This is a genomic window from Microbacterium meiriae (genome assembly GCF_032364335.1).
In the GTDB taxonomy this organism is placed as follows: Bacteria; Actinomycetota; Actinomycetes; order Actinomycetales; family Microbacteriaceae; genus Microbacterium; species Microbacterium meiriae.
The window spans coordinates 3,197,592-3,209,907 of record NZ_CP133984.1; the positions used below are offsets into that span (position 1 = coordinate 3,197,592).

A 12,316-nucleotide genomic window follows, 5' to 3' on the forward strand; every position below is an offset into this window, starting at 1 on the left:
CGGTGGGTGCGAACGACGACAGAGCCAGGAAACGCCTCTCCCGTACCCCTCCGCGGTGGGCGGTCATCGCCGTGCTCGCGTTCGCGGGCCTGTGCTCGTCGTTCATGTTCACCCTCGTCGTGCCGCTGCAGGCCGAGCTGCCGCAGCTGCTGAACTCCTCCCGCGAGGACACCACCTGGGTGGTCACGATCACCCTGCTCGTGGCCGCCGTCGCGACCCCCATCTCCGGCCGTCTCGGCGACATGTACGGCAAGCGCCGCGTCGTCATCGTGCTCCTCGCGATCCTCATCGTGGGCTCGGTCATCGCCGCGCTCTCCGGATCGATCGTCGGCGTGATCATCGGCCGCGCCCTCCAGGGGGCCGTGACCGGCGTCGTCCCCCTCGGCATCGCCATCATGCGCGACGTGCTGCCGGCTGAGCGCCTCGGCACCGCGGTGGCCCTGATGAGCGCGACCATGGGCGTCGGCGGGGCGATCGGCATGCCCGTCGCCGCACTGCTCGCCGAGAACGCCGACTGGCACATGCTGTTCTGGCTCGCCGCCGCCCTCGGAGTCCTCGGGCTGCTGCTGGTGCTCGCCGTGGTGCCGGAGGACGTGCTCCGCTCCCCCGGCCGCCTCGACGTGCTCGGGGCCATCGGACTCGCGATCGGCCTCACGGGCCTGCTGCTGTTCGTGTCGCGCGGCGCCGAGTGGGGCTGGACGGCGCCGCTCACCCTCGTCTGCGTGATCGGCGGCGTCGCGGTCCTGCTGCTGTGGGGCTGGTATCAGCTCCGCGCGAAGGATCCGCTGCTCGACCTGCGGGTCGCCGCTCGGCCCGCCGTCCTCTTCACGAACATCGCCGCGATCGGCATGGGCTTCGCCCTGTTCGCCTCCAACGTCACCTTCCCGCAGATGCTGGAGATGCCGGCGGTGGGCGGCGCCGGGTTCGGGCTCAACATGGTGGCCGCCTCGCTCGTCATCATGCCGGCGGGTCTGGTCATGATGGTGATCTCGCCGCTGTCCGGATGGCTGGAGCGCACCGTGGGGCCGCGTCCGCTGTTCACCGTCGGCGCCATCGCGATCGTGCTCGCCTACGTCTTCGTGCTGCTGTGGTCGACCGAGGTGTGGCACATCTTCGTCGCCAACATCTTCATCGGCGTCGGCATCGGGTTCACCTTCGCGGCGATGCCCATGATCATCATGCGCTCCGTGCCCGCGAACGAGACCGGGGCGTCGAACGGGCTCAACGCGCTGTTCCGCTCCGTGGGCACCTCGACGGCCTCAGCCGTGATGGGCGGGGTGCTCGCGGCGATGAGCGTCGACGTCGGAGGCGTGGCCGTGCCGACGCGGACGGCGTTCGAGGTGTGCTTCTGGCTCGCGATCGCCGCCGGCATCGTGGCCGTGATCCTCTCGCTGTTCATTCCGCGGCGCCGTGCCACGGAGCAGCACCCCTCGCTCCCCGGCTGACTCGGCCCGTCGCAGATTCGCGTCGGGGTCGCAGGGATTGCCGCAGAACGTGCGACGTGCGGCGGATCTGCGACGCGGTGCCGGGTCTCAGCGGGAGATCGTGCGCGGATCCGGGTCGTCGGCACGCGGTGGCCGGAGGCGGGCGGGCAGCGGCCACGGCAGGGTGAACCGTGCGGTCGCGGGTCGGGTCATGTCTCCGAAGTCGTCGACCTTCACGACGATGCGCCCCGGAACCCCTTCTTCGTTCGGTGTCACTTCGAGGATGCGCACCCGGAGCGGGCGGTCCCCCTCGCCCTCGAGCATCCACGGATCGGCGAGCCACGCGATGCCGTGCTCCTCCAGCGCGGCCTCCGCGTCCAGCCACTCGCCGGGGGTGGAGACCCTGCGTCCGAGCACGTCGACGGCGACCCAGTCCGCGCCCTCCGGATGGATCCAGCCGAGCAGCTCCCCGTCGTCGCGGCGGTGCGGAGTCCAGGCGTGAGGCATCCCCCGATGCTAGCCGCCCCTGCCCTCGATCAGGCGCTCGCGCGAGACCAGGCTCACTGCCGTTCCAGAAGCCTGATGCCGCGCGGATGCCTGCGTTGACGCGCGGGGACAGGCGTGCGGAGTCAGTGCGTGTACTCCATGAGCTCGACCCCGAGCACGCGGAAGGCGTCGTGCGCACGGAGGCGGTGGCTGATCGAGAGGTCGTCGAAGCACACGATCATCGAGTAGGCGACACCGGCCCGCGGCCCCGCGAGCACACCGGCCTCGGCGCGCACCCCCCGATCGCGGCCGGTCTTGTTCACGAACAGCAGGCCGTGGGCATCGTGCTCGTGTGCGAAGGGGTCGAGCCCCGTCGAGGCGGCCACGAGACTGAGGTCCTGGTTGAGGCTGAGCCACTCCGACACCTGGGCGCTGACCGCGGCATCCACCACCTGGGAGTTGACGAGCGCGGAGAACAGACCCGCGAGCTCGCGCGCCGACCCCACGGCGACCTGCGGGGCGTCGTCCGGACCGCGGCGGTCGCGGAACCGGTCGAGCAGGGCGGTGCGCCGCAGACCCAGTTCCTCGATGCGCTCCCGCACCCGGTCATGCCCCACCTTCTGCAGCAGGATGTTCACGGCGATCGGATCTCCGGCGGTGGCGGCCAGCACGGCGAGATCCTCCAGCGGCAGCGCCGGTGCCCGCAGATGCCGCCACAGGCCGGAGCTCTCCACGGCTTCGACGCTCGAGCGCTCGACGATCTCGAGAGGGTCGAGGGCGCCGGACTCGAACGCCGCCGCCACCTCGATGAGCAGGGGGACCACACCGAGCCCCGCGACGGGCATCGTGACGTGGTCGTCCCCCGCCAGCACGTGCACATGGGAGTCGAGGTCGACCACGTGCACCGACACCTGTGCCCCGGCGTTCGCCAGGCCTTCGAGGGCCTTCAGCGTCGAGGTGAACGACCGCCGACCGACGGCCACGCGACGCGGCAGCCGGCGGGCTCCCGGCCGCTGCGAACGGCGACCGCTGGCCGACTCGGGCGCGCTCCCGGACGCTCCGGGAGCCGAGGCGTTCCGGAACGCGTCACCAGGGTCGGTCGCACCCACGCGTGGTCCTTCAGGAGGGGGAGGGATACTGCGCTTCCGGGAAGGGGCGCCCCGGCGGCAGGGCTATCGTAACCCCACCGCCGGGGCGCGTCTCACAGAGTGCGGAGGTTCGTCACCAGATGGTCACCCGGGAAGACTCCGGAAGCCACAGGGCGTCCTTCTCGGTGACCCCGAAGGCCTCGTAGAACGCGTCGATGTTGCGGACGATCTGGTTGCACCGGAACTCGTTGGGCGAGTGCGGGTCGATGGTCAGCAGACGCAGCGTCTCGGCGTCCCGGCTCTTCTGCTGCCAGACCTGCGCCCACGACAGGAGCAGCCGCTGCACACCGGTGTAGCCGTCGATGACCGGGCCTTCGACGGGCTCAGGGACCGCGGGATCGGCGCGCAGGGACAGTTCATACGCCTTCAGCGCGATGCCGAGCCCGCCCAGATCGCCGATGTTCTCGCCGATGGTGAGGGCGCCGTTCACGTGATGCTCGGCGTCCAGCCCCTCCGGCACGAGGGCGTCGTACTGGGCGATGAGCTCTTTCGTGCGCTCCTCGAAGGCGGCGCGGTCGGCATCGGTCCACCAGTCCTGCAGGCGCCCCTCGCCGTCGTACCGGCTGCCCTGGTCGTCGAAGCCATGGCCGATCTCATGCCCGATGACCGCGCCGATCCCGCCGTAGTTCGCCGCCGCGTCGCGCCCCGCGTCGAAGAAGGGGTACTGGAGGATGGCCGCGGGGAACACGATCTCGTTCATCGAGGGGTTGTAGTAGGCGTTCACCATCTGCGGCGGCATGTGCCACTCGGTGCGGTCGATCGGCTTCCCGATCTTGTCGATGTTGCGGTCGTGCTCGAAGATCGCCGCGCGGCGCACGTTGCCGAGGAGGTCGGCCGGGTCGATCACGAGGGCCGAATAGTCCCGCCACACCTCCGGGTGCCCGATCTTCGGCGTGAAGGCGTCCAGCTTCGCGAGCGCACGCTGCCGGGTCTCGGCGGTCATCCACTCCAGCGTCTCGATGCTCTGCCGGTACGCTTCGACGAGGTTCGCGACGAGCTCGTCCATGGCGGCCTTCGCCGTCGGCGGGTAGTGCCGCTCGACGTAGACCTTGCCGATCGCCTCGCCGAGCGCCCCCTCGGTGACCGATACGCCCCGCTTCCAGCGCTCGCGGATCGTGGGAACGCCGGTGAGCTGGGTGCCATAGAACGAGAAGTTCTCCTGCACGAGCTCATCGGTGAGGTAGGGCGCCGCCGCGTGCACCACCTTCGCGCGGAGCCACGCCTTCCAGTCCTCCAGCCGCTCCGGAGTGAGCAGAGCGCCCAGCCCCTCGAAGAAGCTCGGCTGCGCGACGACGACCTCGTCGAACGCCCGCGGGTTCGTCGGCGTCACGGCGTCGCGCCACGGGGCGAGATCGATGCCGGCGAGGGCCTGGAGCTCGTCCCAGGTCTTGAGGTTGTAGGTGGCCACGGCATCGCGGCTGCGCACGTTGTCCCAGTGGTGCCCGGCGAGCTCGGTCTCCAGGGCGATGGAGCGCTCGGCCTGCGCGGCGGCATCGGCGACACCGGCGAGAGCGAGCAGGCGCTCGAGGTGCTCCCGGTACGCCGCGCGGGTCTCTGCGAAGGTGTCGAGCCGGAAGTAGCTCTCGTCCGGCAGCGAGAGTCCGGCCTGCACGAGCACCGGGAGGTAGCGCTCCGGGTTCCCGGGGTCTCCGTCGACGTACAGACCGATCACCGCCGCGCGGCCCTCCCGGTCGTACGCGCCCACGGTGCGCAGGAAGGCGGGGATGTCGTCGATCGCGTCGATCTCGGCGAACGTCTCGGCCAGCGGCGTCACACCGGCGGCGGCGATGCGCTCGGTGTCCATGAAGCTCGCGAAGAGGTCGCCGATCTTGCGGGCGAGAGTCCCCTCCTCCGCCTCCTGCGACTCCTCGACGATCGCGCGCACGTCCTTCTCGGCCTGCTCGGCCAGCAGGTGGAAGGAGCCCCAGCGCGCCTTGTCGCCGGGGATCTCGGTGCGCGCGATCCAGGCGCCGTTCACGTGACGGTAGAGATCGTCCTGCGGGCGGATGTCGGGGCTGAGGTCATCGAGCGCGAGGCCCGCGGGAAGCACATCGGTCATGCGCTCCAGCCTATGGCCGGGGTCCCCCACGGTGTCCAGCAGGCGTCAGTCCCGGCGTCGGCGCCCGAAGCGTCGGCGCCGGGATGGCGCCTCGGGAGGGGCGGCACGCGTCGCCCGGCGCTCCGCCCATGCGGCGACCTCGGCGTCGACATCGCGCAGTGAGGTCACCACGGGAGGCCCACCCTGCAGCTGCCGCCGGGCCTCGCGCACGCGGCGGTTGAAGTCCTCGAGCACCTCGCGGACGTCGGATTCCCTGCCGAGGAGGTCGAGCTGGCCGTCGAGCTCCCCGTCCTCCGTGCGCAGCAGGATCGCGGGAGGGCCGAGCCCCGTCAGCCCCTCCGTCTCGATCTTCCGACGGATCCACCAATCCGGATCATGGTGGTCTCCGAGCCCTTCGAGCGGCTTCCCGGCGCCCGGCAGGTCGTCGAAGTCGCCGCGACGGATGGCGACCTGGATGGCGGACTCGACGAAGGCGGCTCGATCGACCGCCGCCGCGGACGGGGCACCGGTCTCGCCGTCGTCCTCAGCACCACCACCCTGCTGCCGTCGGGCCCGATAACGCGCGGCCGCCTCCCGGGGATCCGTCATGATGCGCCTCCGTCCGCTCGGAGCTCCTCCTTCACCCTACGTCCGGTCGAGGCCGGAGGTCTCGGGGGTCGACGACAGGTCATAGGCTCGGAGGATGGCCGCCCGCACCTCCCTGAACCGCGAGATCCTGCGCCTGGCCGTCCCCGCGCTCGGCGCCCTCATCGCGGAGCCGGCCTTCCTCATCGTCGACGCCGCCCTCGTCGGCCACCTCGGCACCGTCCCCCTCGCCGGACTCGGCATCGCCGGAGCCGTGCTGCAGACGATCGTCGGCCTCATGGTGTTCCTCGCGTACTCCACCACCCCCGCGGTCGCGCGTCGGTTCGGGGCCGGGCGTCCGGGAGAGGCGGTCTCGGTCGGGATCAACGGCATGTGGCTCGCGCTCGGCTTGGGTGCCGTGCTCGCCGTCGTGGGCGCTGTCTCCTCCCCCTGGCTCGTCTCCCTGTTCGGGGCGAGCCCCGAGGTCGCGGCCCAGGCGAACGAGTACCTCGTGATCTCGATGTGGGGTCTCCCCGCGATGCTCATCGTGTTCGCGGCCACCGGTCTCCTGCGTGGGATGCAGGACACCATGACGCCGCTGTGGATCGCGGGACTCGGCTTCGCGGCGAACGCCCTGCTGAACTGGCTCTTCATCTACGGACTCGGCTGGGGCATCGCCGGCTCCGCGGCGGGCACCGTGACGGCGCAGTGGGGCATGGTCGCGGCGTACGCGCTCGTGGTCCGGCGTCTCGCGACCCGGCACAGCGCCTCGTTGCGTGCCCAGCGGGACGGTCTGCGCCACACCGCGACGTCGGGCGGGTGGCTGTTCCTCCGCACCGTGAGCCTGCGCGTCGCCTTGCTCGCGACCGTGGCCGTGGCGACGGGGATCGGCACCGAGGAGCTCGCCGGCTGGCAGATCGTGTTCACCATCTTCTCGGCGGCCGCGTTCGCGCTCGACGCGCTCGCGATCGCCGCGCAGGCGCTGATCGGCAAGGAGCTGGGCGCCGGGGACGAGGAGCAGGTGCGCCGCGTGCTGGCGCGGACGGTCGCATGGGGGGCCTGGTTCGGGGTCGTGGTCGGCGCCGTCATCGCCGCCCTCTCCGGGGTGCTCGGCATCGTCTTCACCGGCGACCGGGCCGTGGCGGAGGTGGTGCAGCCGGCCCTGCTCGTGCTCGCGGTGGCGCAGCCGATCGCGGGCGTGGTGTTCGTGCTCGACGGCGTGCTCATGGGGGCCGACGACGCCCGGTACCTGGCGATCGCGGGCGGTCTGAACCTCGTGCCGTTCCTGCCCGCCCTGGGCATCATCGCCGCGACGGGGATCGACGGCACCGCCGGCCTCGTGTGGCTGGCCGTCGCGTTCTTCGGGGTGTACCTGCTCGCACGGCTGGCGACGCTGGGGTGGCGAGTGCGCTCCGGGCGATGGCTCGCCGCGTCCGCATAAGTCCTCCACAACCGACGGAGAGGACGACTTATCCCCCGCCGCCGGGCAGAGCGGAATACAGCACCCCGCACCCCTCGCGCTTCCGACGAACATGGAGCGACACTGAAGGGATGCTGGGGATGAACGACGCACAGGTATGGACGACGATCGGAGTCCTTGCCACAGGTATGTACGCCACGATCACTCTCATGGCGACCATGTTCGTGAGGATCATCAAGACGGAGATCGGCACGGTTCGCACCGAGATCGGCGGGATCAAGGGCGAGGTCGGCGGGATCAAGGGCGAGATCGTCGAGATCAAGGGCGAGATCGTCGGGATCAAGGGCGAGATCGTCGGGATCAAAGGTGAGATCGTCGGCGTGAAAGCCGAGATCGGGGATCTCCGGAAGGAGGTGCACGGCCTGAGCCGGCGCATGGACGGCCTCGACCGCGACGTCAGCGCGATCTCGCGCCACCTGTTCGGTATCGATCCGGCCTGACGGAGCCGACCGGCCGCGCTGGTCACGCCGCGTGGCGACGGCACCACTCGTACATGATGACAGCGGCGGCGGCACTCGCGTTGATCGAGCGGGTCGAGCCGTACTGCATGATCTCGATGTGACCCGAGGCGGCCGCCAATGCCTCCGGGGACAACCCGGGCCCCTCCTGACCGAAGAGGAGGACACAGGAGCGCGGCAGGTCGGCACGATCGACCGGCACGGCCCCGTCGACGTTGTCGATCGCGATGACGGGCAGCCCTTCCGCCGCGGCCCAGGCGGCGAACGCGGCGATGTCCTCGTGGTGCACGACATGCTGGTAGCGGTCGGTCACCATGGCGCCCCGCTTGTTCCAGCGACGGCGACCGATGATGTGCACCGTGTCGGCGAGGAACGCGTTGGCGCTGCGCACGATGGAACCGATGTTCATGTCGTGCTGCCAGTTCTCGATCGCGACGTGGAACGGATGACGCCGCGTGTCGAGGTCGGCGACGATCGCCTCCATGCGCCAGTAGCGGTAGCGGTCGATCACGTTTCGCGTGTCGCCCTCCGCGAGGAGTTCCGGATCGTACTGGTCTCCCTGCGGCCAGGCCGACGGTCCTCCCGGCCAGGGTCCGACGCCGTATCCGGGCTGCGCCGGAGACCCACCGGGGGCGGTCGGGTCCGAGCTCTCGGGGCGCTGCGCATCCATCCCGCCAGGCTATCGCCGTGTCGACCGACTCCCCGTCGGCGAAGAGATCGCCAGAACCATCGCGCAGATATTTAGGGATACCGAAAAATACGCTACGGTTTCGGTGTGCCTAAAAGTTCCGACACCTCGCTGACCCCCGCTCGCACCGCTTCGCCGCGCCTGCTGTGGCTGCTGGGACCGGCGCTCGTGGCGGGTGTCGCCTATCTCGACCCCGGCAACGTCGCCAGCAACATGACCGCGGGGGCGCAGTACGGCTACCTGCTCGTGTGGGTGGTCGTCGCCGGCAATGTGATGGCCTGGCTGATCCAATACCTGTCCGCGAAGCTCGGCGTCGTCACCGGCCAGAGCCTTCCGGAGGTGCTGGGCCAGCGGCTGCGCCACCCCTGGGCCCGCCGTGCTTACTGGCTGCAGGCGGAGCTGGTCGCGATGGCGACGGACCTCGCCGAGGTCATCGGCGGCGCCGTCGCCCTGAACCTGCTGTTCGGCGTCCCCCTGCTATGGGGCGGCCTCATCACCGGCGCGGTGTCGATGGTCCTCCTCGCCGTGCAGAACCGTCGCGGCGCCCGGCCCTTCGAGTTCGTGATCATCGGCCTCATGTTCGTGATCACGATCGGGTTCATGGCCGGTCTCTTCCTCGCGCCGCCGGATCCGGCCGGCGTGGTGAGCGGCCTCGTGCCGCGCTTCGAGGACACGGGGTCCGTGCTCCTCGCCGCCTCGATCCTCGGCGCGACGATCATGCCGCACGCGATCTACGCGCACTCCTCCCTGGCCCGCGACCGGTTCGGTGCGACGAGCGAGGAGACGACCGAGGAGGCCGCCCGGGTCGAGACCTCGCGGATCCGCCGCCTCCTCACGGCGACGCGCTGGGATGTGACGATCGCCATGGTCATCGCGGGCTCCGTGAACCTCGGCATCCTCCTGCTCGCGGCGGCGAACCTCGCGGGGGTCGCGAGGACCGACTCGCTGGAGGGTGCGCACGCCGCCCTCGCCGCAGGCCTCGGCCCGGTCGTGGCGACCTTCTTCGCCGTGGGGCTGCTCGCCTCGGGTCTCGCCTCGACCTCCGTCGGCGCATACGCGGGCGCCGAGATCATGCACGGCCTGCTGCACGTGCGCATCCCCCTGCTGGCGCGCCGCCTGGTGACGCTCATCCCCGCGTTGGTGATCCTCGGCATCGGGGTGGATCCGACGCTCGCCCTCGTCCTCAGCCAGGTCGTGCTGTCGTTCGGCATCCCGTTCGCGCTCATCCCTCTCGTCGCCCTCACCGCGCAGCGCCGGACACTGGGCGCGTGGGTCAACCGGGTGTGGACGACGGTCGCCGGCGTCGTGGCCTCGGTGCTCCTCATCGCCCTGAACGGCGCTCTGCTCTGGCTGGTGCTGACGGGGGCATGACGGCGGATAGGCTCGACACCATGTCTGCCGCCTCCGCCCGTCGCACCGTCCGCCTCCTCACCTGGAGCGGCTTCGCGACCGGCGTCATCGGCGGTCTGCTCATCGCGTTCCCGAAGGTCATCGGCCCCGCCAGCCCCTGGGTCCAGCTCGCACTCGGGGTCGCGACCCTGGTCTTCGCCTTCCGTGCCCGCAAGGTGGGCATCGCCGAGGTGGAGGGCTTCGACGGGCGCCTGTCGCTCGCCGCCGCCCTCCTGGGGTTCCTCGTCCTGTTCTTCGCGGGGCAGGCGGCCGTGATCCTGCTCGGCTCCGCGAGCGCCTGACCCAGGCCGCGAGGCAGCCCGACCCGAACGCGTAAGGTTGACGGGTGGCATCCCCGGCAGCTGACGACTACCTGAAGACCGTCTACGCGCACACCGAGTGGCAGGATGCGCCGATCACCCCCTCGGTCCTGGCCGCCAAGCTCGGCATCGCGCCGTCGTCGGTCACGGAGATGGTGAAGAAGCTCGCCGCGGCGGGACTCGTGTCGCACGTGCCGTACGGAGCGGTCCGGCTGACGGACGCGGGGACCACCCGGGCCCTCGCGATTGTCCGCCGCCACCGCCTCATCGAGACCTGGCTCGTGCAGGAGTTCGGGTACGGGTGGGACGAGGTGCACGACGAGGCCGAGGTGCTGGAGCACACCATCAGCGACCGGCTGCTCGAGGGCATCGACGAGCGCCTGGGACGACCGCGCTTCGACCCGCACGGAGACGCCATCCCGGACGCGGAGGGCCGCATCGAACGGGAGCCCTTCGTCCTGCTCGCCGATGCCCCGGAAGGACACACCGGCCGCGTGCTCCGCGTCGACGACCGCGACCCGGAGCTCCTGCGGACCCTGGAGGCCCAGGGCCTCACCGTCGGCACGACCGTGACGGTGACCCCGTTCGGCATCGCCCTCGACGGCACCGAGCCGCCGTTGCCCGCCGCCGCGCGCGACGTGGTGTGGTTGTCGGCCTGACCCCCCACTTCGAATCGCGCACTTTGCGGCAAATCGGCCGGGGATGGGGCCAATCAGGCGATTCGAAAGGAAAGGTGGGGCCTCTAGGCTGAGCACATGGCACACCGTGACGACATCGAATGCTGGCTCACCGACATGGACGGCGTGCTCGTCCATGAGAACGACGCCATCCCCGGGGCCTCCGAACTCCTCGCCGGATGGGAGCGCAACGAGATCCCCTACCTCGTGCTCACGAACAACTCGATCTTCACCGCCCGCGACCTCTCCGCCCGCCTGCGCGCGAGCGGCCTGATCGTGCCGGAGGAGCGCATCTGGACCTCGGCGCTCGCGACCGCCGACTTCCTCGCGCAGCAGCTCCCCGGCGGCTCCGCGTTCGTCATCGGCGAGGCCGGCATCCTCACCGCGCTGCACGAGGCCGGCTTCATCATGACCGAGACGAACCCCGACTTCGTCGTCGTCGGCGAGACCCGCAACTACTCGTTCGAGGCCATCACGAAGGCCATCCGCCACATCATCAACGGCTCGCGCTTCATCGTGACCAACCCGGACGCCACCGGCCCGAGCGCCGACGGGGTGCTGCCGGCCACGGGAGCGATCGCCGCGCTCATCACCAAGGCCACCGGCAAGGAGCCCTACGTCGTCGGCAAGCCCAACCCGATGATGTTCCGCTCGGCCCTCAACAAGATCGGCGCGCACTCGAAGAAGACCGGCATGATCGGCGACCGGATGGACACGGACATCGTCGCCGGCATCGAGGCGGGTCTGCACACGGTGCTCGTGCTCACGGGCATCAGCGATCAGCGGATCATCGAGCAGTACCCCTTCCGGCCGGATGAGATCGTCGACTCGGTCGCCGACCTGCTGCCGACCATCACCGACTCGATCCCCACCCTCGACGAGGACTGACATGGGCGCCCTCGACGACGGCGAGCGGGTCACGGCGGCGGACGCCGCGGCCTGGCGCGCCTGGCTCGAGGCGAACCACGAACGCACGGCCGGGGTGTGGCTGCTGAGCGTCCGCGGGCGATCCGCCACCGGCGTCGGCTACGAGGACGCGGTCCGGCAGGCCCTCTGCTTCGGGTGGATCGACGGCCCGGTGCGCACATTCGACGACGAGACCGGCGGCCAGTGGTTCTCCCCTCGACGGCCGGGGAGCGGCTGGGCGGCGACGAACAAGGCGCGCATCGCGGAGCTGGAGGCCGCGGGGCTGCTCGCCCCTGCCGGAATCCGCGCGCTGGAGACGGCGAAGGCGAACGGCTCGTGGACCGTGCTCGACGGCCCGGAGTCCGGCATCGAGCCCCCGGAGCTCACCGCCGCCCTCGACGCGGTGCCGGCGGCGAGGGCCACCTGGGATGCGTTCCCGAAGTCGGTGAAGAAGTTCGGCCTCACGCACATCGCGATGGCCAAGCGCGCGGAGACCAAGGCCGCCCGCATCGCGAAGATCGTGGCGGATGCCGCGGAGGGGAAGCGCCCATGAACCAGAGCGACCTGCTGTTCCTCGTCCTGATCCTCATCACGCTCACGTCGCTGGTCGTGTTCGTGGTGCAGTTCGTGCGCTCCCGCCGCCGCGGCGGCGAGGACGACGGCCGCGCCGGCTGGTGGGAAGGCCCCTGGGACGACGACGACGACCGCCGGCGCTGA

Annotated in this window: 14 protein-coding genes; 9 read left to right on the forward strand and 5 right to left on the reverse strand. The window is 70.8% G+C overall.

Going from position 1 to position 12,316, the window contains the following annotated elements:
* The first annotated feature begins 2 nt into the window (after positions 1–2).
* A complete protein-coding gene (locus RI211_RS15625; RefSeq protein WP_315636460.1) occupies positions 3–1,445 on the forward strand; it encodes an MFS transporter in 1,443 nt (480 codons plus the stop codon).
* Positions 1,446–1,532: 87 nt separating this feature from the next.
* On the opposite strand, the gene RI211_RS15630 is transcribed toward RI211_RS15625, so the two are convergent.
* The 4 genes from RI211_RS15630 to RI211_RS15645 form a co-directional block, all read right to left on the reverse strand.
* Positions 1,533–1,931, reverse strand: coding sequence for a hypothetical protein (locus tag RI211_RS15630; protein WP_315636461.1), 399 nt, complete (start codon positions 1,929–1,931; stop codon positions 1,533–1,535).
* Positions 1,932–2,053: 122 nt separating this feature from the next.
* Positions 2,054–3,019 (reverse strand): serine hydrolase, encoded by a 966-nt coding sequence (locus tag RI211_RS15635; protein WP_187662577.1) that lies wholly within the window; start codon positions 3,017–3,019, stop codon positions 2,054–2,056.
* 112 nt (positions 3,020–3,131) lie between these two features.
* The gene (locus tag RI211_RS15640; protein WP_315636462.1) at positions 3,132–5,117 is read right to left on the reverse strand and encodes a M13 family metallopeptidase; all 1,986 of its coding nucleotides are present in this window, start codon (positions 5,115–5,117) and stop codon (positions 3,132–3,134) included.
* 45 nt (positions 5,118–5,162) lie between these two features.
* Positions 5,163–5,705: a DnaJ family domain-containing protein gene (locus tag RI211_RS15645; protein WP_315636465.1), complete on the reverse strand. Its 543-nt coding sequence runs from the start codon at positions 5,703–5,705 to the stop codon at positions 5,163–5,165.
* Positions 5,706–5,799: 94 nt separating this feature from the next.
* On the opposite strand from RI211_RS15645, the gene RI211_RS15650 reads away from it, so the two are divergent.
* Both RI211_RS15650 and RI211_RS15655 read left to right on the forward strand, forming a co-directional pair.
* Complete coding sequence (locus RI211_RS15650) at positions 5,800–7,122, forward strand: MATE family efflux transporter (protein ID WP_259953875.1); 1,323 nt, start codon at positions 5,800–5,802, stop codon at positions 7,120–7,122.
* Between the two features lie 188 nt (positions 7,123–7,310).
* A complete protein-coding gene (locus RI211_RS15655) occupies positions 7,311–7,601 on the forward strand; it encodes a hypothetical protein (RefSeq protein WP_315714385.1) in 291 nt (96 codons plus the stop codon).
* 22 nt (positions 7,602–7,623) lie between these two features.
* Here RI211_RS15655 and RI211_RS15660 read toward each other — a convergent pair whose 3' ends face one another.
* Positions 7,624–8,289: a TrmH family RNA methyltransferase gene (locus tag RI211_RS15660; RefSeq protein WP_315636469.1), complete on the reverse strand. Its 666-nt coding sequence runs from the start codon at positions 8,287–8,289 to the stop codon at positions 7,624–7,626.
* A 105-nt stretch (positions 8,290–8,394) separates the two neighbouring features.
* Here RI211_RS15660 and RI211_RS15665 point away from each other — a divergent pair, with 105 nt between their 5' ends.
* The 6 genes from RI211_RS15665 to RI211_RS15690 all read left to right on the forward strand — a co-directional run bounded on the left by RI211_RS15665 (position 8,395) and on the right by RI211_RS15690 (position 12,316).
* Entirely contained in the window at positions 8,395–9,678 is a 1,284-nt protein-coding gene (locus tag RI211_RS15665) for an Nramp family divalent metal transporter (RefSeq protein ID WP_315636471.1), read from the forward strand.
* Positions 9,679–9,698: 20 nt separating this feature from the next.
* On the forward strand, positions 9,699–9,998 hold the full coding sequence (locus tag RI211_RS15670) for a hypothetical protein (RefSeq protein WP_136052938.1): 300 nt from the start codon (positions 9,699–9,701) through the stop codon (positions 9,996–9,998).
* A 44-nt stretch (positions 9,999–10,042) separates the two neighbouring features.
* Complete coding sequence (locus RI211_RS15675; RefSeq protein ID WP_315636474.1) at positions 10,043–10,675, forward strand: metal-dependent transcriptional regulator; 633 nt, start codon at positions 10,043–10,045, stop codon at positions 10,673–10,675.
* 96 nt (positions 10,676–10,771) lie between these two features.
* Positions 10,772–11,581, forward strand: a complete 810-nt coding sequence (locus tag RI211_RS15680) for an HAD-IIA family hydrolase (RefSeq protein ID WP_025104898.1) — start codon at positions 10,772–10,774, stop codon at positions 11,579–11,581.
* A 1-nt stretch (position 11,582) separates the two neighbouring features.
* Positions 11,583–12,152 (forward strand): YdeI/OmpD-associated family protein, encoded by a 570-nt coding sequence (locus RI211_RS15685; protein WP_259953866.1) that lies wholly within the window; start codon positions 11,583–11,585, stop codon positions 12,150–12,152.
* Positions 12,149–12,316: a hypothetical protein gene (locus RI211_RS15690; RefSeq protein WP_315636479.1), complete on the forward strand. Its 168-nt coding sequence runs from the start codon at positions 12,149–12,151 to the stop codon at positions 12,314–12,316. The genes RI211_RS15685 and RI211_RS15690 overlap by 4 nt, the downstream gene beginning before the upstream one ends.